The sequence below is a fragment of the Ancylomarina sp. YFZ004 genome (genome assembly GCF_054254355.1).
On sequence record NZ_JBTCHQ010000008.1, the window covers coordinates 55,258 to 80,770 of the forward strand.

The 25,513-nt window shown below is 34.1% G+C and carries 13 protein-coding genes; 11 read left to right on the forward strand and 2 right to left on the reverse strand.

The genetic code is table 11. The features are described 5' to 3' along the window. Positions 1 to 18 precede the first annotated feature (18 nt). Positions 19 to 1,227 carry a sensor histidine kinase gene (locus ACXR6G_RS13245; RefSeq protein ID WP_458361914.1) on the reverse strand — a complete coding sequence of 403 codons (1,209 nt, stop codon included), beginning with the start codon at positions 1,225 to 1,227 and terminating at the stop codon, positions 19 to 21. 139 nt (positions 1,228 to 1,366) lie between these two features. Beyond that, positions 1,367 to 2,740 (reverse strand): sigma-54-dependent transcriptional regulator, encoded by a 1,374-nt coding sequence (locus ACXR6G_RS13250; RefSeq protein ID WP_458361915.1) that lies wholly within the window; start codon positions 2,738 to 2,740, stop codon positions 1,367 to 1,369. A gap of 524 nt (positions 2,741 to 3,264) precedes the next feature. Here ACXR6G_RS13250 and ACXR6G_RS13255 point away from each other — a divergent pair. The 11 genes from ACXR6G_RS13255 to ACXR6G_RS13305 all read left to right on the forward strand — a co-directional run bounded on the left by ACXR6G_RS13255 (position 3,265) and on the right by ACXR6G_RS13305 (position 25,433). Beyond that, complete coding sequence (locus tag ACXR6G_RS13255; RefSeq protein ID WP_458361916.1) at positions 3,265 to 5,613, forward strand: ABC transporter permease; 2,349 nt, start codon at positions 3,265 to 3,267, stop codon at positions 5,611 to 5,613. A 70-nt stretch (positions 5,614 to 5,683) separates the two neighbouring features. Next, positions 5,684 to 6,346 (forward strand): ABC transporter ATP-binding protein, encoded by a 663-nt coding sequence (locus ACXR6G_RS13260; RefSeq protein ID WP_458361917.1) that lies wholly within the window; start codon positions 5,684 to 5,686, stop codon positions 6,344 to 6,346. Between the two features lie 48 nt (positions 6,347 to 6,394). Further along, a complete protein-coding gene (locus ACXR6G_RS13265; protein WP_458361918.1) occupies positions 6,395 to 8,824 on the forward strand; it encodes an ABC transporter permease in 2,430 nt (809 codons plus the stop codon). Then, complete coding sequence (locus ACXR6G_RS13270) at positions 8,817 to 9,158, forward strand: hypothetical protein (protein ID WP_458361919.1); 342 nt, start codon at positions 8,817 to 8,819, stop codon at positions 9,156 to 9,158. Before ACXR6G_RS13265 ends, ACXR6G_RS13270 begins: the two co-directional genes overlap by 8 nt. 152 nt (positions 9,159 to 9,310) lie before the next feature. Then, positions 9,311 to 10,582 carry a hypothetical protein gene (locus ACXR6G_RS13275; protein ID WP_458361920.1) on the forward strand — a complete coding sequence of 424 codons (1,272 nt, stop codon included), beginning with the start codon at positions 9,311 to 9,313 and terminating at the stop codon, positions 10,580 to 10,582. A 420-nt stretch (positions 10,583 to 11,002) separates the two neighbouring features. Then, positions 11,003 to 20,473, forward strand: a complete 9,471-nt coding sequence (locus ACXR6G_RS13280) for a T9SS type B sorting domain-containing protein (protein WP_458361921.1) — start codon at positions 11,003 to 11,005, stop codon at positions 20,471 to 20,473. Positions 20,474 to 20,510: 37 nt separating this feature from the next. Next, positions 20,511 to 21,560 carry a PorP/SprF family type IX secretion system membrane protein gene (locus tag ACXR6G_RS13285; RefSeq protein ID WP_458361922.1) on the forward strand — a complete coding sequence of 350 codons (1,050 nt, stop codon included), beginning with the start codon at positions 20,511 to 20,513 and terminating at the stop codon, positions 21,558 to 21,560. Between the two features lie 30 nt (positions 21,561 to 21,590). Next, the gene (locus ACXR6G_RS13290; protein WP_458361923.1) at positions 21,591 to 22,958 is read left to right on the forward strand and encodes a hypothetical protein; all 1,368 of its coding nucleotides are present in this window, start codon (positions 21,591 to 21,593) and stop codon (positions 22,956 to 22,958) included. A gap of 21 nt (positions 22,959 to 22,979) precedes the next feature. Continuing rightward, on the forward strand, positions 22,980 to 24,041 hold the full coding sequence (locus ACXR6G_RS13295) for an endonuclease/exonuclease/phosphatase family protein (RefSeq protein WP_458361924.1): 1,062 nt from the start codon (positions 22,980 to 22,982) through the stop codon (positions 24,039 to 24,041). Positions 24,042 to 24,168: 127 nt separating this feature from the next. After that, entirely contained in the window at positions 24,169 to 24,651 is a 483-nt protein-coding gene (locus ACXR6G_RS13300; protein WP_458361925.1) for a hypothetical protein, read from the forward strand. A 155-nt stretch (positions 24,652 to 24,806) separates the two neighbouring features. Next, a complete protein-coding gene (locus tag ACXR6G_RS13305) occupies positions 24,807 to 25,433 on the forward strand; it encodes a YceI family protein (RefSeq protein ID WP_458361926.1) in 627 nt (208 codons plus the stop codon). The last annotated feature ends 80 nt before the right edge of the window (positions 25,434 to 25,513 follow it).

Genomic DNA, 25,513 nt, shown 5'->3' on the forward strand with positions numbered 1-25,513 from the left:
AATTAATTCTACTATAACTTAAAAGGTTAAAGTAAAAGTCGTCTTTTCATCAGGTACAGAATGAGCGGTTATCGTTCCACCATGCAAACGAAGTATTTGCTTAGAAAGTGCCAAACCAATTCCCGACCCCTTAGGTTTAGTGGTAAAGAATGGAATAAAAACTTTATCTAGGACCTCTTTTATAATCCCTTGCCCATTATCAGTAAGCTGAATAGAAATACGTCCTCTCTTATTTAAATAAGCACGCAATTTAAGTTTGGGATTTTCTGTGTGATCAAGCGCATGAATCGAATTTTTTATGAGATTAATCAAAACTTGCTCTATCAATCGTTCATCGGCAGAAAGTTCAATAGACTCAGGTTCAATATCAATAACACACTCAATATTACGTCTCTTCATTTCCTCTTTCATCAACATATAAATGTTATCAAAAAGCTGCTTAACCGGAAAAATACTAAAACTTGGGTTAGGTATTTTCGTTAGATTCCTATAAGTATCAACAAAGTGTAATAAACCTGAGCTCCGTTTCTGAATTGTAGCTAAGGCCATCTTTACTTCCGTAATGGTTTCCTGATCATGCTCATCAAACTTACTCATATTGTTCACTCCAAAATCATCAAGAATTGTCGTAAGCGTATTAGATAAAGATGAGATAGGCGTAATAGAATTCATGATTTCATGAGTTAAAACCCGAATCAGTTTCTGCCATGATTCAATCTCCTGCTCCTCTAACTCGTACTGAATGTTCTTTATTGACACCAAGATAACTTGCCTGTCGTTTATTTTAAATTCAGTAGCATAAATTGCCAATTGCAGAATATCATCATTATCATTAACCTTAATCAGGGTATTCTCTCCATGTTTAAGTTTGAGAAGTGCTTCAACGAACTCGGGACTAAAAGCCTCCAGATCTTGAATTTTAGTAAGGTTACTAACTTGAAACAGTTTCTTAGAAGCATTATTTATCATCTCAACTGCACCATCTCGATGGAATGCAATTAATGAAATTCCAATATGCTGAATAACGGTCTGCAAATAAAAATAGTGCTCTTCTTTCTCAGCCCTTATCTTCTGGAAATCAGAAATAACAGCATTAAATGACTCTTGTAATTTATCGAAGGAACTTCCCAAGCCTTGCACCTTAAAATTTCTAGTAAAATCGGAATAACGTATCGATTCCAAGAAATTCTTAAGCAGTCTATTCGTTTTTTCTACATACTTAATCATCTCATATATCTGATAGATAATAACGAGAAAAATAAGGCTTGCTGTCGTAAAATAATTATTTTTTGACAGAACAAAAGCAAATAGAAAAATTGTCGCAGAAAGCGCTATGATCCTTAAAATAAAATTAAGTCTGAAACTTTTATAAACCATATTTTTCTAGTCTTCGATACAAGGACGTTCTAGTTAAACCAAGTTCTCCGGCTGCTTTAGAAATATTTCCCTGATTGGTTTTTAATACTTTCTGAATGATATTCTTTTCCACTTCTTCCAGATTATAACTATCCAGCTCAACATCTCCTTGTTGTGTATGCCCTGGATTAATTTGGAAATCGCTTGGTTGTAAATTATTATCATCAGCCATAATAACTGCACGTTCCATTAAATGTTGAAGTTCACGCACATTCCCTGGCCATGAATAATCATATAATTTATTAATACAAGCTTTAGAAAGTGTTCCAAAATTCTTCTTATATTTCTTTGCATAAATTTGCAAGAAGTGTTCTGCCAATAACGGAATATCTTCATATCGTTCGCCTAGTGTAGGTAAACTAATCTCTACCGTATTTACTCTATATAATAAATCCTGTCTGTAATTTTCCTCAGCAACCATCTGAAGAATAGGCATATTGGTTGCACAAATCAATCGAATATCAATTGGAATAGGCTTATTCGACCCTACTCGTATTACTTCACGTCTTTCAAGAACTGTAAGCAATTTTGCCTGCATTGGTAAAGAAAGATTTCCAATTTCATCGAGGAAAAGAGTTCCTCCTGATGCAATTTCAAAACGGCCTGGGCGATCTGTTCTGGCATCTGTAAAAGCACCTTTTACATGGCCAAATAATTCGCTCTCAAACAAATTTTCATTAATAGATCCTAGGTCTACACTAATAAAAACCTCATCCTTTCTCGCCGAGTTACGATGAAGAGCTCTGGCAACTAACTCCTTACCTGTTCCATTTTCTCCGAGAATTAAAACATTAGCATCAGTAACTGCTACCTTCTGAATCGTACTAAAAACAGTTTGCATCTCAGGAGACACACCAATAAAATCATTAAATGGCTGATCAAGTACTGCATTTAACTCTTTCTGCTTGGTTTTTAGTTGAGTCACCTCCTCCTTCGATTTTCTAAGTTTAATAGCTGAAGAAATAGTTGCCATCAACTTTTCGTTTTGCCAAGGCTTCAAAATAAAATCAGTTGCTCCAGCTTTTATTGCTTTTACAGATTTCTCGACATCTCCATAGGCAGTAATAAAAAGAACCACTGCACGAGGATCAAGTTCAATGATTCGATTCAACCAATGATAACCTTCCTGCCCACTTATCGCATCTTTTGTGAAATTCATATCCAAAAGAATCACATCATAAGTTTCTTGTTTCATCAACTTTGGAATCAATTCAGGATCCGATTCTGTGTGTATTAGTTCAACGTGTTGTTTCAAAAGCAGCTTCAAAGAGAACAAGATATCCTCATTATCATCAATCGCTAAAATTTTTCCAATTTTACTCATGTTTTTTGTTTTTATATCTTGACAGCTTTAATCTTCAACAATAGCGAGTCCAAAGCATTTCATTATTTTTTTTTGATTTATTGTGTTCAAAATCGAACATTAAGGTAGATGAAAAAAATCGAAATCAAAATTTAATTGTACGATTTCGTACAAGACCTGTTCTAAAACCGATCATATTCAGCCAACTACAATAGATATGCAAATCAAACAACAAGCTAACATACAGCACATAACAGTCTTTGGCACAAATATAGCTAATACATAATATATAAGATATTCAACCCCACTCGAAAATTCGATTATATCTTGAGTGAATTAATCTAACATTTGGCTAATAAAGACTTAGAACTGAATGAATGAAAAATCAATTATACTCTTTTATCAATAACATTTATTAATAAAAATTAATGCTATTTTAATGTCGTAAAAATCTCTATATAGACTAGGAAAAGTCGATTATATTCGAAGTTCAAAACTCGAATTAACATTCTCTTTAACTACTTATATATCAAACAAAATACTTAATGCTCAAAATATTTCTAAATACTGTTTTCAGGAAGTTATATCTTCAAAAAGGGTACTCTCTGATCAATATTTTAGGTTTAGCTACAGGAATAACTTGTAGCTTACTTATTTTACTTTGGGTCCAGTATGAACTTAGCTTTGATTCATTTCACGAAAATAAGAGTCATATATATAGTGTTTACGAAAAAAACACATATGCTGATGGAGAAATATTCACCGTATATTCAACCCCAGCTCCACTTGCCGAAAAACTAAAAGAAGATATCTCCGAAATTGATAAAGCAACACGTATATCAAGTACTTGGGGAAAATTAATACTAACGACAGGAGGATCAACATTTGTTGAAGATTCTGGTTTATGTGTAGATTCAGATTTCTTCAAAATGTTCAGTTTCCCTATTTTACTTGGAGACCCAAACTTGGTAATGCCCGATGAGAGATCCATTGTTATTACCGAGAAAATGTCTAAGAAATATTTCGGTGAAAATAATCCCTTAGGGAAAATCATCAAAATAAATTCAAATATTGACTATCATGTTAGTGCCGTACTTAAAGATTCTCCAAAGAATTCTTCGTTCTATTTCGATTATTTATTGCCATTCAATTTCATAAAAGAAAATTGGGGTTTCAATATTAACAACTGGGATTCGCATGCTTTTCGTACTCTCATTCAAGTTAAGAAAAAGACCTTTATTCCAAGTTTGGAAACTGTTATTAAGCCGTATGTCAAACAAAATCTGGAACATTCCTATGCAGATTTAGCTCTTCAACCATTCACAGACAATCACTTGCATTCGATTAGTGGAAAAAAACTTAGTCCCATATTTTATGTCAGGGCTTTTGCTTTAGTTGCTTTTATTATTCTTTTGATTGCTTGTTTCAATTATATGAATCTGTCTACAGCACGTTCTGAACGTAGAGCTAGAGAGGTGGCCGTCAGAAAAGTGGTAGGTGCACATAAAAGAGGTCTTTTTGCCTTATTCATGGCCGAGTCAATATTCATTAGCCTACTTGCTTTTGGATTCGCAATCGTATTAGTGGAATTGCTTCTTCCTTTCTTTAAGGAATTAACACAAAGGGATCTATCCTTGACATTTTCAGACCCGACACTATTATTATCCTTTGCAGCTATCGTTTTGTTCACAGGTTTTATTTCGGGTAGCTACCCTGCTCTATATCTGTCATCTTTTAAACCAATAAGGATCCTAAAAGGCAAACTTTATAGAGATTCACATTTATTCCGCAAACTGATGGTTATTATCCAATTTACTATCTCAATTGGATTGATTATTTGCACAAGCATCATCTACAGACAATTAGACTACCTCCAAGATAAAGACATTGGTTACCAAAAAGATAACATCATTTACATTGAAATGATGGACGATTTCCATGAGCACTATGCACATTTAAAAGAAAACCTAATTAAAATACCTGGAGTACTTAAGGTAACTGCAGCAAACCAGATGCCTATTAATTTTTCAAACGCAACATCTGATGTGACTTGGAATGGTAAATCTAAAGATACCGATAACACTCTGTTTCAATTAAGTTTTGTTGATTATGATTTTATTGAAACTTTTGAAATGGAAGTTATTCATGGTCGAGCATTTTCATCGAAACAAGGGGCTGACAGTTTAAAACTTATTATAAACGAAGCTGCAGCTTCTGCAATGAAAATGAAATATACCATTGGTCATAAAGTTAAAATATGGGAATATGACTGTGAAGTTATTGGCATTGTTAAAAACTTCAATTTTAACAGCTTACAAGTCGGGGTTAAACCATTGATAATGCTCATCATATCTGATGAATTTAAATATATCGCAATTAAAACTGATGGTAATGAACAACCCATTATCAATAAAATTAGTGAGACCTGGAAAAAGTATTATCCTAAAATACCTTTTTCGCATCGTCTTTTACGAGACGACTTTTCTTATCTATATAAGGCAGAATCCCGCATGAATTCGATATTTATATCTTTCACTCTAATTGCCATAATTATATCGTCACTTGGATTATTTGGTTTATCATCATACATTATAGAACAGAAATATAGGGAAATGGGAATTCGGAAAGTTTTTGGCGCTGAGTTTCATCACCTCTTCAAATCATTTCTTTATCGTTTTTTGAGGTGGATTTTATTAGCTAACTTAATTGCTTGGCCAATTGCCTACTTTGTCATGCAATGGTGGTTAGCAGGTTTTGCATATCGAATACATATTTCATGGCTTGATTTTTTAGGAGCTGGTTTATTATCTATACTAATCGCTTTTATTACCGTTTTTTATCAGAGCTATAAAATATCATCAATAACACCAATAAAGGCTATTAGGTACGAATAAGCTTAAATAGCAAACATCATTATTTTCAAAATTTGAACTTATATACATCATGATAAAAACAAATAACTTAATGAAAAAATTCAGAGCAAACGAGGTGGAAACCACAGCTCTGAATAATGTGAATTTGGAAATAAATGAAGGAGAATTTGTTGCTATCATGGGACCTTCTGGTTGTGGAAAATCAACTCTCCTAAATATATTAGGACTATTAGATAACCCAACAAGTGGTGAATTATTTTTTAATGATGCACAAGTTGATGGCTATAGTGAACGTCAACGAACCAACCTTCGTAAAGAAAATATTGGTTTTGTTTTTCAAAGTTTTAATTTGATTGAAGAACTGACCATTTACGAAAATATAGAACTTCCATTACTCTATATGAAAGTTTCGAGCTCTGAACGAAAAAAACGAGTTAACGAAGCATTAGATCGAATGAAAATTGCACATAGAGCCAAGCATTTCCCTCAACAATTATCAGGAGGACAACAACAAAGAGCAGCTATAGCTCGAGCAGTGATAACAAACCCAAAATTGATTCTGGCCGATGAACCAACCGGTAATCTCGACTCAGCTAATGGAGAAGAAGTCATGAATTTACTAACACAACTTAATGAGGGAGGAACAACAATTGTTATGGTAACTCACTCTCCTTCTGATGCCGATCGTTCTCATCGAATCATACAGCTGTTCGATGGACATATTGTAACTGAAAACTTGAGGCATAAATTATAAACGCCTTAAAAAACAAGAATAAATATGGAATAAAAAAAAGCTTATCCTATGCTCAAGAATTTCTTTATAACAATTATCAGAAATATTTCTCGAAATAAGTTCTATTCTGCTATCAATATGGCAGGATTGTCCATAGGATTAATCTGTACAATTTTAATCACTCTATTTATTCGTGATGAGTATTCCTACGATAAATACAATCTAAAACACGATCGTATTTATAGAATTGGATCTGATTTTATTCTCAATGGTAAGCAAGACCGAATAGCACCGTCAGCTTTACCTATGGGGCCTACCTTCAAAGAATATTTTCCAGAGGTTGAAGAATATGTTCGATTCATACCATCTGGCAAACAACAAATAAAATATAAAGATAAAGACTTTTATGAAGAGCGTATTGCCTATACAGATTCGAGTCTTTTCGACATCTTCACTTATAAATTGATTCAAGGAGATCCGAAAAAAGTATTAACAGAACCAAACTCTGTCATAATTAATCAGACATTGGCTAATAAATATTTTGGTAAGGAAGATCCCATCGGTAAAATCATTCTAGTTGATGACACTCACAAATTTACAGTCAAGGGCATCTTTAAAGATATCCCCTCTAATTCTCATTTTAAATTTAATATTCTTTTTTCAATAAGTACTCTTGTTGAACGTGACAAGGAAGAATACTTTAATTCCCTTGAATCAGAGGCTTTTTGGAGTTTTAGTATTTATACGTTTATTCTTCTCAAAGAAAATGCAAACATTGCTAGCGTCGAAAATAAATTCCCTCTCTATTACGAAAAGTATATGAAGAAATTTGGAGATCAACTAGGAATTGATTTTAAGATTGTTCTTCAAAAAATAGCCGATATACATTTAAAGTCAGATTTGAATTGGGATGCACCAACAGGTAATATTAAATACATCTACATTCTGTTTGCTATTGCTCTATTCATCCTTACTATTGCAGGTATCAATTACATGAATATGGCTACTGCCAGATCGAGCAAACGAGCCAAAGAAGTTGGGATGCGCAAAGTTGTTGGAGCTCACAAAGAGAGTATTATTCGTTTATTTCTTTTGGAAAGTTTAAGTCTGACATTCTCAGCACTAATTATAGCAATTATTAGTGTCGAATTAATTCTTCCTTTATTCAATATGATTACCAATAAAGATCTGGTTTTAAGTATCTATGAAACACCCGATGTTTTTTTATTTCTTATTACAATAGCATTTATTCTTGGTATTATTTCCGGATCTTATCCTGCTTTTTATCTATCAACTTTTCAGCCAGCACATATACTTAAAGGCACCGGGAAAATTCGTGGTGGTAATAAACTTTTAAGACAAATTCTCGTTATCTGTCAGTTTACTGTCTCAGCCATCATGATAAGTGGAACAATCATTGTCATTTCACAACTCTTTTTTCTTAAAAATAAGGACATGGGATTCAACAAAGAGAATATTATTGTTGCCCCTATTCTAGACTCTTCAATGCAAGTCAATATAAATGAGTTTAAAGCTGAACTCAAAAATAATCTGAATATTGAAGCTGTAGCAACATCAACCTTTCTAATTGGTTTTTCAAATTCAAAAACGGTCCATCTATATGAAGACGCAGGTGACATGAAAGAGTATGCCTTAAACTTTAATGTAATCGACTTCGACTACATCGATTTAATGAAGCTTAAACTGATGCAAGGTAGAGCATTCAGTAAGGACATAAAAACAGATTCGACAGCTGCTTTTATCGTTAACCAATCAGCCAGCCAAAAATTTAATTGGGGAGTTAATGCTATTGGTAAGAAACTACAATTTGGGGTCTCTATTGGAGAACATAAAGATATTAGAGAAGGAAAAGTCATAGGAGTCATTAGTGATTTTCATTACCAAACACTAAGTATGGCCATAGAACCACTCAGTCTGTTTATTTCAGAATCGCCTGAATATAGAAGAATGATACATATTAAAATAAAGCAACATAAACGGAGTGAAACACTAGCTTACATCGAAAAAACCTGGCATACATTTAGTCCAAATCATTCGTTTAATCATTTCTTTTTAGATGATAAAATAAATACAAGATTTGAAACTGAGGAACGCTTAACTCTCATGTTTATTATTTTTTCAGTTATTAGCATCTTAATTGCTTCAATGGGATTATTTGGCTTATCATCATTCATGGCCGAACAACGAACAAAAGAACTTGGTATAAGAAAGGTACTAGGAGCATCAACTGGTAATATTGTCTATCTATTAACACGAGAGTTTTTCAAACTTATAATTATAGCAAATCTCATTGCCATCCCAATAGCCTACTGGGCACTAAATACCTGGTTGCAAGATTTTCCTTATCGAATATATATCCATGCATGGATTTTTATATTAACACTGATCATTTCACTCATTATTGGTCTTTTCACCGTTTCATGGCAATCGTATAAGGCAGCTGAAGCTGATCCTGCCATGGCAATTAAATATGAATAGAATTATAATTCAACAGATAAAAGGACACTTAATAAAACAAGCCATGAGAGAATTATGCATCCCCATACCTTTTGACATTGGAACTGAACTTGCAGAAATTGAAGTGAAAATTGGCAAGAAAAATCTCAAATTCCAATACCGTTTAGAATCTTTCCCTTGGGAAGTTAACGACAAGGATATAAAAGATGGTATTACTGAAGATTTGTTGAAAATTTATAAACTAAAAAAAACAATAGCAGACTATAATAAGGATTGGGAATTAATTCAAATATATACCCCTGCTGAAAACACTAAAAACATTCAAATTTTATTTAGAAAAAAACAAAATATCTAAACATTATCTATTGGTCTTAAAAAATCTCATAGATACACATTTCAGAAAATAACTTCATTCTTTTTAAAATTGTCTTTTTATTACGATTGACATGTAACTTTTCAGAATACTATTCGTTTTATAAGCAATATGAATTTTAACGCTTGCTTACAATGAGAAAATATCTGCAAATTCAATCTTGGTATCAGTTTTTCGTTTTAATATTTCTATTGGTCGGATCCAATGCCGTCATTAATCCCGTATCAGCACAAAACGAGTGCATGCTTTACGGAAGCATTACCACTATTAATGGGAAAACTTTTGAAGGTCCTATCAGATGGGGAGATGAAGAAGTGTTCTTATCAGATATCTTTAATTCTGAAAAAACATCAAACCCCTATATCAAATATTTAAACAAATCGAATTTCAAAACCGACTACAAATCATCTTCACGATCTAACAATAAAGATTGGATCAATATTTCTGTCAAGAACAAAAGACAGAATACAAACTATTTAGCAAGAAAATTCCAATGCCGATTTGGAGATATCAAATCCATAACCATCACGGGAAGAGAAAGTGTAAATTTAGAACTCAAATCAGAGAAATACATTAATTTAAGGGGAGGTTCGAATGATATCAACGCCAGAATCTCAATTTTAGATATAGAATTGGGTTTGCTTAGTTTGAATTGGAATAAAATAGATGTTATCAAATTTTTCCGTCCAGCACAAAAAACATCTGATTCTTTTGGTCAAGGTATTTATGGCAAACTAACTACCACACAAGGTGTATTTAAAGGCTTTGTTCAATGGGATCACGATGAACGATTATTAGATGATAAATTAGATGGAAAATCCTCTGATGGTGACTTTAAAATACCTTTCCGAAAAATTAAAAGCATCACTAAACGGGAAAACACATGTCTCGTAAAACTTGCCTCGGGTAGAGAAATAGAACTTTATGGAACGAATGATGTCAATTCTAGTAACAAAGGAATAATTGTAAATCTACCCAATATAGGGAGAGCCGATTTTCATTGGAAACATTTCATTTCATTTGAAATACTTGACGAGAAAACCCCGGAGTCACTATGCGATACCTCATTCCCAAGTAGCGAGAGACTTTATGGCAAAGTTTTCACCAAAACTGGCCAAGAGCTCGAAGGAGTTATTGCTTATGACTTAGATGAAGCCATGGATTCTGAACTATTGAATGGTTATAATGATGATATCAAATTTTCTATTCCTTTTAGAAACATTGAAAGCATACAACCTATGGCAAATGATTATGCTGCAGTAATACTTAAAAGTGGTGAAAAGTTATTCTTAGGCGATCAAGCTGATGTGTCCGATAAAAATGCGGGCATACTCATCTTCACGTCTTCTGAAGAATTCAGTATCATTAAATGGGATGAACTCAAAAAAATAGTTTTCCTAAATTAAAGCGATCATTCCCCAATAGTAAATATTTAATTATAGAACTTAAACGCATGTAACTTCCCCAAGTTGCATGCGTTTTTTATAATTAGTCTACTGATCATCCCATATAAAATCAAAACAAACACTCTATCTAATTGAATAATAAATCGATAATAAATATGATTATTTAACAATATTTTATTATTTTAATCGTGAATACGCAATTGGAGCTCATCCAATAAACCTAAACTCCCCACATATGTTAACTAGAACACTGATAGGCTATCTGTAATAATTTCCATTAGTCACGATTTTGATGCTTTTTACAATTAAATACCTTATTTTTACATGATATATGGCTATTTCTCTTTTCATTTTTTGGAAACAGGAATCTACTCTCAATTTTATATTGATTAAATAATACGCATTTTATAGAATTTAGCTATGAATACGAAAGCAATCAGTTTAATTTATATTATTATCCTAGTATCCATTTCAGGTGCTGTTAAAGCCAAAGATTTTTATTGGATTGGAGGCTCAGGAAACTGGAATGAAATTCAACACTGGAGTGATCAGCCTGGTGGACAAGTTAATCCTGATGCTGCAGTCCCAAATTTCAGTGACAACGTATTCTTTGATGAAAACTCGTTTCCAGTTGCTGATGCTGAGGTCGTAATCAACGATGTTGCTAAATGTGCTAATATGGATTGGTCGAATGTGACTAATCTGCCAACTCTTAAAGCAGATAATGACCCTGCACACTTTTTGACTATTTATGGTGGTTTAAAGCTAGGAACTAATATGCTCCTCGATTTACTAAAACCACTCTATTTTAGTGCATCAAGCCTAAATAACGAAATAGATTTTGCTGGTCATACCTTCAATGAAGATATTCATTTCACAAAGAATGGTGGATGGATCATCAAAACCCCTCTTCATGTTCAAAATCATATCATCTATTTTAAGCAAGGAAATTTAAGCTTTGAAGCCGACATTACATGTGCTCAAATCATTGCTGATAATCCTATATCCCGAACATGGACATTAAATAACTCAACAATCAATCTTACTGGGTCAGGCGCCTCAGTTTTAATGATAAATGCCGACAACCTTAATTTAAATCCGGGAAATTCAAACGTGATTGCCAATGGTATCGGCGCAAGCATAGCTATATCTGGAAGTGCTGCACTAAACTTATACAACATCGAGTTCCAGGAAAATGGAGCTAGCATTATAAACGAAACATTATCAGTCAACTTTAATACAGTTGAATTTCTGGCTGATGGTAGCCTTCAGGGACCTAATAGGTTCCAAAACTTAATTTTCACAAAAGGAAATGATTATCAAATCCATGCTGGACCAAATCAGACTATTCTTGGTCAATGGACTGCAGAAGGTAGTTGTAGTCAGCATATCAATATTTCAGGTTTTGGAGGAAGTGGAAATATCAATGCAAATTCAACTTTATTAGAACATCTAAAAGTCACAAATATTATTGCATCAGGAACAGCTGCTTTCGATGCTGTTGATTCTTTCGATCTTGGAGGTAATTCGGGATGGAATTTCACAGCTCCCCTTCCTCAAAGTTATAGCTGGGTTGGTGGAACTGATACGAATTGGAGTACTCCGGAAAACTGGAATTTAAACTGTGTTCCTTCACGTATTGACGACGCTACCATTGCTGGAATGTTCAACGTCGTGATAGATGTTGATGCCGAGTGTAAAACCCTTGTCCTTTCTGATAACGTCATTTTATCTGGTTCAGCCAAACTTAGTATTTTCGGTTCGTTAAATGCCGGCAGTGCAACATGGGACTTGTTAGGAACGACACATTTTGAAGGAGATGCTGCTCATAGTATTTCAATAAACAAGCCCTTTAATGCAGATGTTTATTTCTCAGGAATGGGAACCTGGCAATTGGCCACAGCACTTCAAATTCCTGACAACACCCTATATTTAGAATCAGGTCAAATCAACTCGAATGACAACGACATAACATTAAATCGTTTTGTATCAATTGGCGATATTCTTAGAACGCTGAATCTTGGCACATCAATTCTTAGGCTCAACGGTAATTATCTTAAAACATGGGATGCTGAAGGAAACTCATTCAATATTCCTGAAACTAATTATACTATTGAATTAATCGCACAAACGGCAGGTTTTCACAATAATCTTAGCGGTTCTGTAACTTACAACAAGGTTCATTTTATAGACAATAGAGAGAAAGCGAACCTGACTAATGAAGGTGATATTATTAGTTTTAGAGAGGTTCATTTCCTTGCAGGCGCTAATATATCTGGAGATCACAATTACGATATATTCAATCTATCTGCAGGTAAAACATATCTATTTGGAGCTGGTAGCGAACAGAAAATTACAACTGCAAATGGTTTTATTGCAGAAGGAACATGTTCTGAATTTATCTACCTTCAAGGTAATGGAGGTATTTCTTACATAAGATCTGACGTTAACTCTAACAGAATCATTTACGTTCAAATCACTGATCTAGAAGTTGTAGGAGGCGTTACAGTCCCTATACCTAATGGATTAGATGCTCAAGTTTCTTTTGGTATTCAAAACTACGATGGATGGAATATCGCAGAAAAGACTCTTGCTGAAGATTTCGTCTGGATTGGAACAGATGATGCAGATTGGTTTAATCCGAACAACTGGGACATAGGCTGTGTACCTACACGTATTGATAACGTGTTCTTTGATGCAGTAAATATTGGACCAACTGGTAGCAAAATAATTACTATTGACGGAACACGATTACCTGAATGTAATAACATGACATGGTCAAATGCTAACACCTTATTTTTGAATGGTGGAAGTGACCTTTGTGTTTACGGGAATCTTGATTTCACATCACTCCCATCAGGCTCATACACACATACTGGTGACATCTATTTCAAGTCTGAAAACATTGTCAATCTTAAGTTTGATCAAGTAACACCATCAAATAACATCATCTTTGAAGGGAAAATTCAAGAAGACGGTACTTGGTTAGCTGGCACATGGAATATTGACGGAAACTTTGAAACCTTAGGGAATATAGAGTTGAGACGAGGTACTCTCATTTCTAATAATTTTGAAATAACTTGTATAGAGTTTCGTTCAAATTTTAGCGATCCTAGAAATTTACAACTTGGAGCATCTATTCTAAACGTAGATGATATTTTTCTTACTCCTGAAAGTCTAACATTTGATGCAGGAACATCTGAAATAATAGTGAATGAAAATGGTAGAGTGGAGGTTACTAATGGTACTAAAGCCGTAGACTTTCATAACATCACCTTTGATAAGGCAACAGGTACGGCTCTATTTTCTATAAGAGGGAAAGATGTTTCTTTCAATCAAGTCGATATTAAATCGAATGCTAACTTTCTTTACGAAGGATTCGATGTGGAGAGTTTAATCTTGAATCAAGGTAAAACCTATAAATTCACCGATGGACAAATCTTTAATATTGGTGATTTAACAGCCGTTGGGGCCTGTGAAGGAACAATTGACATTTCCAGTTTATCTGCTGGTGCAGAGACAACTTTTAATAGCAAGAATAGCAATGCTATAAATGTTACTCAAGTCAACCTTTTAGACATTTATGCAACTGGTGGTACATTTACTGCAAATAACTCCATTGATCTTGGAAATAATGTCGGTTGGAATTTCGCCGACTTACCAACAAGTAGAGACTTATATTGGATTGATGGACCTGGGAATTGGGATGATCCAAATCATTGGGCAACAAGTTCAGGTGGAGCTCCTGGAGCTTGCGTTCCTACTGCACTTGATAATGTTTATTTTGATATTAATTCATTTACAGGCAACAATCAAACTGTATCTACTGGATCAGGAGATATTCGTTGTAGAACAATGGACTGGAGAGGCTCAGAAGGAACTTCCCCTATCTTCCAAATGGGACTTGTAGATATTTCTAGTGTTTATATTTATGGATCATTTATACTAAATGAAAACCTGACTATCGACTTACCAGATGTTGATTTTTATTTCCGATCAACAGAAAAAGCTAATACCCTAGTTCTTCATAACTTTAATTTCCCTAAAGATATCATTTTCGATGGTGTAGATGGCGAATGGACGCTAGCTAACGATTTGAATGTAGATGAAAATTTCTTTTTAAACAATGGTCATTTCATATCAGCAGGTTTCGATATATCATGTAACTATTTTGAATCTTCAGATCTAACTACAACTGGTAGAATAAGAACATTAGATATTAGGAATTCAAACCTATTGATACTTGGTTACGAAGTCGGGTTTTCTGTGAAAATTGATGCTGCAGGTATTTTTAATGCACAAACCTTAACTCTTTTAGCAGACGGTAGTGAATTTATAATAGAGAGTGAAAAAGCATTCTTTATAGGTGGTCAATTTACAAGTAATGCCACTTTCAATGCGATTCATTTTAATAATGAAGGGATTTTAAAATCAGAAAACCTGTTAACACGCATCAACGATTTAACATTTGAAGAAGGTGGTGAATTAAACGGTACAGTGGGTGATGTAACATTTGATATTGGAAAGCTAACTCTTAATAAGGGAACAAAACCGAATACTTTCAAGTTCGAATCAAACATCACATTCCCAATTGAAGAATTCACAGCCATTGGATCATGTAATTTCCCAATAGATATCAGAGGAAGTAAAAATGGCAACCAAGCCGATCTTGAAATAACAACAAGTGTCGATGCAGATTTTATTATACTAACAGATATTAATGGAGTCGGATCTGCTGTCACTTATATTGCAAATAATACACCTCCTCCTACTAATTCAAATTGGACAGTCAACTTAATTACAGCCGTTGATTTATACTGGGTTGGTAATGGATTAAATGACGAGTGGTCTAATTATCTGAACTGGAGTAAAACTTCAGGAGGCTTATCAGAAGGTTGTATTCCTACAGCACTCGATAATGTTTTTTTCGATTCTAATTCGTTCCTAGGAAGCAAAACTGTTCTAGTCAATTCCGATGCGAGTTGTCACAATATTACTTGGACCGACGATGTAGATCCATCATCAATTTTCAAAGTTCAAAATCCATTAGAAGTTCATGGTCTACTCGATTTTAGTGAGAACATGACTTTAGAAATGTCAGGTGATTTAAAATTCAAAGGTGATGGATTAATCGCAGATAAGCCAATTGACTTTGCAGGAAAATCTTTGGATGGTAATATTAACTTCGATGGAGATGATCAATCCTGGATTCTACAAAATGCTTTAACGACAACAGGAGATCTATTCTTAGATAATGGTTCTCTTGATACTCAGGGAAATCAAATGTCTATTTCTAGTTTTTCTTCATTAAATGCAACAGTTACAGCAAACAGAAAACTAGACATATCAGGTTCTATAGTAACAGTTAATGCAGAAAAATATCAATCGTGGAGTATGATCTTTCTTGGTTCTCCTCTTGAATTTACTGCAGTCAATTCAGAATTATACTTTCCTAAAAAAGGGGGTATCTATTGCATAAGCCCAGATGATGTTCTATTTGGTGATGCTATATTTGATGAATATGGTAGAATCGAAATCAATAGAGATGGTGTTGAAACGGGTAAAGGTGAGTTTAAAACCATCATATTCCGTCAACAAGGTCAAATATTCGGCGATCATACCATTTCAAACCTAGAGTTTACTTTAGGGTATGGTGAGAACTTAATTCAAGCAGGTAGAACAATCAACCTCACCAATGAATTAATTATGGAAGGTGTTAACTGTTCATATGTTCACTTAAAATCAAGTGACGATGGGCAACAGGCTTTTATTAATTCTACCAAACCGCTAACTATTTATCATGCTTCGTTAGAGCATATTGAAATGATTGATGCAAACATACCACATAGAGTTATTGGTAATTTCATTAATGTTGATAACAGTACCGTGGGTTGGTTAGAGTCAGTAGAAGACGATAATGATGAAGAACCACCTTCATTTAAAGATGTTTTACCGGTACGTGAAGAATGGTGTAGTAGTACAGCAACACTCGATCACGTAACTTATTTCCCGATTAATGATAGAACAACATTCCAATGGGCATATAGTTTAGATGGAATCGCTCCTTTTATAGACGAATCTGGAGAAACATCAGCAACGATTGCTGTTAACAAATCAGGATTCTTCAGAGTTGAGTTGAACTATAACGATCCAAGTGGTGATTGTAGACTTTATTCCACTATTGAAGTAGTAATGAATACAACTTCAAATATCGTTATTGAATTCACGACAACCAATGTACAATGTTATGGTAACGAAGATGGTTTTGTCAGGGCTGTAGCTCAAAATGGAAATGCACCTTACTCTTTCTTCTGGACAGATATAGATGATAATGACATTCCAGCTTCAACAAATATTATGACGGGTGAAAGTTTTGCTTCAGGTCTTACTCCTGGCAAATATTCCGTTCAGGTTAAGGATGATAAAGGTTGTGATCAAACAAGTTCTGTAGACGTATTTAATGGCTATGAAATGTTCATCGACAGTATTTCAAAAATAGATCTGAAGTGCTTCAATGACCCTATTGGTGAAATTTCTATTCATGCTAAAGGTGGAACTGGAGCTTTAACCTACTATCTGGATGGTAATCTTGAGTCAGCGAATATTACGGGACTATCAGCAGATGAATATTTAGTTCACGTTCAAGATGGTAACGATTGTATTTCGGACGAAGAAAGTGTTGAAATCATATCTCCTGATGAAATTACATTCAATTTTGATTCATCAAATATAAAATGTTTTGGTTTAAAAGGTAATATTGATCCTCAAGTTAATGGTGGTGTAATACCTTACACATACAACTGGACCTCAGATAAGGGATTCAACTCTAGTAATCCTACTCTTACTGATGTTGAAGGAGCAAATTATACCATTGAAATTACCGATGCTAATAATTGTGTTTACTCTGAAATATTTGAACTTGTAGAACCCGAAGCTATCGTCATAGATAAGCTTACCATAAGCGATGCAAATTGTTTTGGCGAAAACACTGGTGAACTATTTGTTGAAGCTGATAAAGGAACTTCACCTTACGAATACACTATAAACACAACAACACCAACAACAAATACAACTGGACAATTTACCGATTTACCAGCCAACACATATACGTTACAAGTAACTGATAATAATGACTGTATCAAACAAAGAGATATCATTATTAATGAACCTATAGAAATGGGCTTTGTTGTCTCGGATAATATATCTCCAACTTGTAATAACCTAAAGGATGGTATTATCAATATCGTTCCTTACGGTGGTAACAACGATTATAATTTTGTTTGGTCTGGTCCTAACGATTTCAGATCATACACTAAAAATAATATAGGTTTAGATTTTGGTGATTACACCCTTCTACTTAAGGATAAAAAAGAATGTACTTTTGAGGGAGTTGTTAGCCTTATAAAAAGTTCTCCTCTGCAGCTGGGTCTTGTTCTTGAAGAAGAAGTTAGTACGGTTGGAGCCAATGATGGTAGCTTCCGATTAGAAATTCTGGGAGGATCTATTCCATATACTTATAACGTAACAGGACCAAATGGATATTCAAGCTTCAGTCCAACATTCTTCGATGAGGACGAAGCTCTATTTGAAAACTTGGTCGGCGGACTTTACACCGTTACAATTACCGACGAGAGTGCTTGCGGAAATATCGTAAAAGATATTATGCTCCCAGAAGGTGATCTTCTGGTTGCCCAGATTATTGACCAGGAAGACATCTCTTGTACAGCTTATAGCGATGGTGCTCTAAACGCTACCGCTATTGGTGGAAATGGAACATACTCTTATTCCTGGACTGGCCCTTCTGGCTTTACGGCAAATACCAAATCAATTTCTGCCTTAGTTGCGGGAACATATAACCTAACAGTTCAATCGGCAGGACAAACTGCAACTGATCAAACTATTATTCTTGAGCCAACACCATTGAATGCGATTTCTAGCTTAACTAATGTTGCTTGTTTCAATGAACCTAATGGTAGTGCTCAACTTGATATTTCTGGTGGAACCCAACCCTATTCAATCCTTTGGGAAGGTGATAGAGGTCTTTACTCACATGCAGATAAGATCTACGATTTAGCAAAAGGAGATTACGACTATCAGGTAACTGATGCCAGAGGTTGTATCGTCTCCAGTTCATTAACGATAAACGAACCTGATGCTGTTTCAATTACGCAAGAACATACTGATATTACAGATATTGGTTTACGTGATGGGACAATTACGACTACTGCAACTGGAGGTACTCTGCCTTACACCATCTTTATCTCTGGTCCAAATGAATATTCTAAGAAAGATTTCAATAATACAACAGGTACATTCTTTGTAGATATTCTTGAACAAGGTGTTTATATTATTGAGGTACTTGATGCCAATGGCTGTAGAGATATTACTGAAACCAGGATATTCGAGCCTGAAAAAATGGTCGTATCACTTATTGCAAAAACAACACCGATTTGTTATGGTGGGACCGAAGGATCTATTGAAGTTATTGTAGAAGATGGTAGTGGTGATTACACCTTATCATGGGAAGCAGATAACTACTATTCAAACGAAGATGCTCCACTTAAAATCGAAAATCTTACAGCAGGAAACTATATTTTAACAGTAACTGATAATGTAACGACGGAAATCATCAAGTTCTATCAAGAAGTAAAGGAACCTGATCTGGTAGAAGTTGAATATGGAATAGATCAAATCTCTTGTTATGGCCTTACTGATGGTTATATCAATATTTATCCAAAAGGAGGTACTCCTAATTATACTTACGCATGGATCGGAATAGATCCTAGTCGTGTAGATAAAGAAGATCAGGGTGCTTTAAGTCCAGGAACATATAGCGTAACTGTTACAGATTCCCAAGCTTGTACGTCTGAAGAATATACTTTTGAAGTGACAGAACCTGAATTATTTGCTGGAAATCACACTATAAAAGAGCCGTTATGCTATGGTGATGAGAATGGGAATGTTGAATTGGAAGTTATTTCAGGTGCTACACCATATACTGTAAGCTGGAATACGGGTTCGGTAACCCAGAATATTTACAATTTAAAATTTGGAACTTATACCTATACTGTCATCGACAATGAAGATTGTGAATTTACAAACACAGTCAATTTAACTCAGCCTGATACACTTATTGCAGAAATTAATATCTTTAACGATGTGATTTGTTATGCTCAGAATGATGGAGAAGCTTCTGCAGCAGTTAGCGGTGGAACTGTTCCATACAAATTTAGCTGGTCAAATGGTGAAACGACACAAAATATTAGTAATTTACGTCCTAAGAAGTACGAATTACTCGTAACAGATGAGAATGATTGTCAGGATACAGCAAGTGTCGTAATTGAAGAACCGGAAGAATTATTGCTAAGAGTTGAAGCTAATAGGCCAACTGTTGAGGGGGCTAATGATGGAGCAATATTCTCAAAAGCATTTGGAGGTATTCCTGATTATAAAATAAGCTGGGAAATTGAAACGGGTTCTGACATGTGGTCTCTTCTAAATGAATCTGATTTAGAAATTACTGATCTTGATAGAGGAAAATACAGATTAACACTAAGTGATGTTAATTCATGTGCAACAGATACTATTATTAATTTAGAATATTTATACGATAGATTAATTGAAATACCTAAAGCGTTTACACCTAACCAAGATGGTTATAATGATTATTGGGATATATTACGAATTGAATATATTCAAAGACTTACAATTGTTATTTATGACCGACTAGGGGCAAGTGTTTATCAATTCACGGGTACAGGGAATGAATACAAGGGGAATCCTTGGACAGGTAAAACTAATAATTCAGATTTGCCTATTGGTTCCTATTATTATGCCATTGAAGCTGATGATTCAAAACCCTTAACAGGTTCAGTAACCATTGCACGTTAAATTAAACTAATCGACCCATAGGCCTCTAAGATACTATATGAGAAATTTTATTACAACTCTAATATTCATATTTGCATTACAGATTTCTGCAAAGGCTCAACAACTGCCTTTGTATAGTCAATATGTCGAGAATGGATTTTTATTCAATCCAGCCATGGCTGGAACTCGAATATACACTCCTGTGCGTTTAACTATACGTAAACAATGGGCAGGTATTGAAGATGCTCCAGAAACACAAGCCTTGAGTATTCACCGCAACTTTGGAGAAAGATCTTCAGCCTGTGATGCAGTCGGGAATCCACTTGCTCAAAGAAATACACAAAGAGGCTTGGGGATGGGTGCTTATGTTTTCAATGATAATTATGGAGCTATTTCCCGTACTGGTATAGAATTATCCTATGCATATCACCTGGAGTTCAACCGTCAATATTTTGGAAAAATAGGAACTCGCCTATCCTTCGGTTTAGGTGGTGTTTTCTACCAATACAAATTCGATGGTGATTATATTCCTGTTGGAGATCCACTCTACACGGGTGGTGATATTGTATCTTATATTCCTGATGCAAATTTTGGAGTTTACCTTTATAACAACTCCTATTTTGTAGGTTTTTCAATTGCTCATCTATTTGAATCTTCAGTAAAAATGGGCGATGCTGGTTTCAACAATGATATTATGCTGAGACATTATTACTTTACTGCGGGATATACCTTCAATATCAACAATCAGGTTGCATTTGAACCCTCAGCTATTGTTCGAAGAACGATTGATTCTCAAAACTACATAGACATTACAGCAAAAATATACGTTAGAAGTTTGTGGCTTGCCGTATCCTACAGAAGTAATGACCAAATTGTAGGAATGCTAGGTGTGAATTTTGCAAAATATTATTTAGGCTATTCTTACGATTATTATTCAAATAATCTACTCGCCAACAATAGTAACGGAACTCATGAAATTACTTTTGGACTTAATCTAGATGTTCCTAAATCAATGATTCGTGACTTAATGAGACGAAATAGAAACGAAGCTACTAAAACACGTCGAAAAATTAGACAAAAGAAAACTAAAGAATTTATGTTCTTCTAGAAAATTATTTTCCGTTTAAACTACTATTGAATGAAGTCCACTATTCTCTCATTAATAATACTATCACTTATACTCCTCATTTCCGCTTGTGATGATAATGAAGAGTATAATCGCGATCCCAATTTTAAGTTAAGCTTTTCATTAGACAGTCTAACTTTCGACACCATCTTTTCTGGGCTTCCTTCTACAACAAAACAAGTGAAGGTTTATAATCAATCGTCAAAAGCCATCTATCTTGATGAAATTAATCTTGTAAATGATGATGAAGCATATCGATTAAATATTAATGGAGTCGTTGGGAATAGTGCCAAACAAGTCTACATTCCTGCAAAGGATAGCCTTTATATTTTTGTTGAATTAAGTGTGAAAGACAGTAATCAAGATTCTCCTCGCTTAATTGAAGACTATATTCAATTTGAATTCAATTCGAAGGTTCAAAGGTTCCTTCTTAAAAGCTGGGCTCAAGATGTCGTTCGCTTTCAAAACAATGAAATCCAAACACAGGTATGGACAAAAAACAGACCCTATTTTATTGATGAAGACTTATACTTGAATCAAAATCAGAACTTGAAAATTCAGGCTGGAACAAAGGTTTATTTTCAGAAAGATGCAGGTTTACACATCCATGGCAATTTAAATATCAATGGAAGTTTCGAGAATATCGTGTTTTTCGGCTCACATCGTCGAGAAGAACTGTACGATGATGTCCCTGGACAATGGGAAGGCCTTTATTTTTATCCTGAGAGCAAAGACAACTTCATTTCTCATCTTCATCTAGAAAATGCCATAAAAGGCATTAGTGCTCAATCAGAGACGAATAATAACAAGCTCGAAATTGAATACTCTAAATTTTTAAACTTCACCACGACTGGCATTAAAACAGACAACTTCAATCTTAAGATGCATGATGTTATTGTATCAAATTGTGGGGAACAAACAGTTCTCCTCGAAGGAGAAGGTGATTTTGATTTTTCACATTGTAATTTCATCAACTACTGGCAACTTTCCTCAAGAACCAAGCCTGTTTTCAGCTATTTAGCAAATGATAACTCGGGAAAAGAATTAAATCTCCACAATAGTATTATTTGGGGAACCATGTCTGATGAAATAGAAATAAATCAAGCTGGTACAGTTGAAATTACAAACACATTAATCAGGCTAAGTGAAGAAAAGCAAAATGATTTTTCTAATATATTTGAGAACTGTATTTTCAATACTGATCCTGAATTTGTTAATAAAAATGAGCACAATTATAACTTAAGCGTTAATTCACCACTCATTGATAATGCTAAACTTGATATTGCCGAATTCTACCCGTTAGATTACAATGGTAATTCGCGACTCTCTGACACTGCTCCAGATATTGGGAGCTTTGAATATATTGAAGTGAACGAATAACATTATTTAATTGTAGTTACCATGAAAAATATTTTCTGTTTTTTATTGGTTTTACTTTCCACACTTAACTCCTTTTCCCAATCAAAATCTGAAAAGGAAGTTAACGAGTTACGCTCAGATTATCGGATTCTCTTTTACAATGTTGAAAATCTTTTCGACACTAAAGATGATAGCTTAAAAAATGATGCCGAATTCCTACCTCAAGGTCAAAAACATTGGACTTGGAAGAAATATCAAGACAAATGTTCAAAAATTGCTAAAGTCATTATGGCCGCTGGTGGTTGGGAACTACCCGAAATTATTGGATTATGCGAAGTTGAAAACAAAAAAACTTTAAATGGAATTTTATACGCCACACCCTTAAAAAAAGCCAAGTATAAAATTATCCATAGAGAATCTCCTGATCATAGAGGTATTGATGTTGCTCTCTTTTATCAATCCGATCGCTTCTTTCCCATCGACACTACATTTCTAAAGTTAATATATGATAGTTCTGATCTCTCCACAACTCGGGAGATATTATATGTGAAAGGAACGACACATACCGACGACACGCTACATCTTTTTGTTAATCACTGGCCTTCAAGATGGGGAGGACAATTGGAATCAGAATATAAAAGAATAGCAGCTGCTAGACTCCTCAGAAGCAAGGTCGATTCAATATTCTACCAGTGTTCGAAAGCCAAAATCATCATCATGGGCGATTTCAACGACTATCCTAACAATAAATCACTTTCTAAAGCGTTAAATGCTATTGAACCCAAAAAGGAATTTAAGAACAATGATCTATATAATTTAGCCTCGTTTCTAGATAATAATAACGCCATTGCTTCTTACAAATATCAAGGTGTTTGGGGAATGTTAGACCAATTTATTGTTTCAGGTGCCTTGATGAATGCAAATGGTATTTTACAAACTCAGCCTAAAAACATGCACATCTTTGCTCCTGCTTATCTACTAGAAACAGATAATTCATATAAAGGTAAACGACCTTTTAGAACTTATATTGGTTATAAATATCATGGTGGTTTTAGTGATCACCTTCCGATCTATCTGGATCTTTGGCGAACTTTAGATGATTAAACCTAAGCGTAATAACAATAAATTTACGTCATAATACAAATTATGCCATTAAGATATAGAATATTATTCTTCAAAAACACACATGTAAATAATTATCATTATCTTCAAATACAAAAATAGAAGTAATATGAAATTTGAAAAAAATTTATTAGTTCAGAAATCCACTACTAAAACGATCGTAGGCATTTTAACTCTTGTACTTATAGGACTCTGGATTGGTATCAAAATCTATATTAAAGAGGACTTTGACGCCTTTGACTGGGTATATCTAATAGCTCTATTTTTATTAGGAATTTTATTTATCCTCGAAGGGATAGGTGCTCCATTTGTTAAAATCTTTGGAAAAGCTTTTATACTTATCGATGAGGAACGAATTAGTATGAAAAAAGGTGTATTTAGTAAAGAACAAACCATTTTTTGGGATGAAATAAAATTGATAGAATACAAACCCAATTACTTCCTTTTCACAAAACAAGATGATAGTTTGTTCCCTTTAAAACTGCAACTTCTTGCCTACCGTTTTAATAGAGAAATATTAGATTTTATTAAAGTGATAGGTAAACACAAAGGCCTTGAAGTTGAAAGAATGAATGATTTTAGAAATAAATAAAGTATCAAAACAACGTATCATTATCCTCTATTTGATGTAAAAATCAAATAGGGGATTTTTTTGGACTCAAGCCACAATGAGCGTTATGACTTACAAGAAAAAAATAATGCTTAAATTGGAAAATTCTTCATTCATTATTTCTAGCAACTCTTCTTATGCGTTTAAGACATCTACATATTTTAATCTTTATATTCTTTCTAATCAGCAATTCTATTACGGCTCAAAACAGTATTCAACTTATACCTGAATCAAGCTCTATACGTGTATTTGGAACCTCTAATATTCATGATTGGGAGATGCATGTAGAATTCCAGGCCAAGGTTTCAGACTATGAGATTCCGAACAACTCGATTAAAGACCTTAAAGATATTCAGTTTAAAATTGAAGGAACCAGATTAAAAAGTCAGGAAAGCACTATGGAGAAAAAGGCTCACAAAGCTCTTAAATTGCCTGAATTCCCTTTCATAAGTTTCTTATTAAAGAAAATTACAATTAGAAATCATAAAACAACGAGTTTTAATGCCTTTGCTATTGGAACCCTCGTTATTTCAGGTCAATCAAGAGATGTGAAATTGCCAATAAATGGTAATTTCTTAGGAGAAAAGAAACTGAACCTAACGGGACATATTGATCTAAACATGTCTGATTTTAAAATTGAAGCTCCAACCGCATTTTTCGGAGCTATTTCAACGGCAGATGAAATCAAGATTTTATATTCTTTAGATTTCACCTCAAAACAAAAGCTAACTCAAGAGATGTTAAGTTCTAATCTTAATCCTTAATATCAGTCATATCCAAAGATTTTTTCTAATTTTGCCTGCATACAATAAGACACAAGAAGCTTGTTTTTCTTAGTGTCTTT

What these genes read in the sequence shown, in the direction of transcription:
- ACXR6G_RS13300 (WP_458361925.1), top strand. Translation starts at nt 24,169, where the DNA reads ATGAAATTTGAAAAAAATTTATTAGTTCAGAAATCCACTACTAAAACG.
- ACXR6G_RS13255 (WP_458361916.1), top strand. Translation starts at nt 3,265, where the DNA reads ATGCTCAAAATATTTCTAAATACTGTTTTCAGGAAGTTATATCTTCAA.
- ACXR6G_RS13260 (WP_458361917.1), top strand. Translation starts at nt 5,684, where the DNA reads ATGAAAAAATTCAGAGCAAACGAGGTGGAAACCACAGCTCTGAATAAT.
- ACXR6G_RS13275 (WP_458361920.1), top strand. Translation starts at nt 9,311, where the DNA reads ATGAGAAAATATCTGCAAATTCAATCTTGGTATCAGTTTTTCGTTTTA.
- ACXR6G_RS13265 (WP_458361918.1), top strand. Translation starts at nt 6,395, where the DNA reads ATGCTCAAGAATTTCTTTATAACAATTATCAGAAATATTTCTCGAAAT.
- ACXR6G_RS13250 (WP_458361915.1), bottom strand. Translation starts at nt 2,740, where the DNA reads ATGAGTAAAATTGGAAAAATTTTAGCGATTGATGATAATGAGGATATC.
- ACXR6G_RS13245 (WP_458361914.1), bottom strand. Translation starts at nt 1,227, where the DNA reads ATGATTAAGTATGTAGAAAAAACGAATAGACTGCTTAAGAATTTCTTG.
- ACXR6G_RS13270 (WP_458361919.1), top strand. Translation starts at nt 8,817, where the DNA reads ATGAATAGAATTATAATTCAACAGATAAAAGGACACTTAATAAAACAA.
- ACXR6G_RS13280 (WP_458361921.1), top strand. Translation starts at nt 11,003, where the DNA reads ATGAATACGAAAGCAATCAGTTTAATTTATATTATTATCCTAGTATCC.
- ACXR6G_RS13295 (WP_458361924.1), top strand. Translation starts at nt 22,980, where the DNA reads ATGAAAAATATTTTCTGTTTTTTATTGGTTTTACTTTCCACACTTAAC.
- ACXR6G_RS13285 (WP_458361922.1), top strand. Translation starts at nt 20,511, where the DNA reads ATGAGAAATTTTATTACAACTCTAATATTCATATTTGCATTACAGATT.
- ACXR6G_RS13290 (WP_458361923.1), top strand. Translation starts at nt 21,591, where the DNA reads ATGAAGTCCACTATTCTCTCATTAATAATACTATCACTTATACTCCTC.
- ACXR6G_RS13305 (WP_458361926.1), top strand. Translation starts at nt 24,807, where the DNA reads ATGCGTTTAAGACATCTACATATTTTAATCTTTATATTCTTTCTAATC.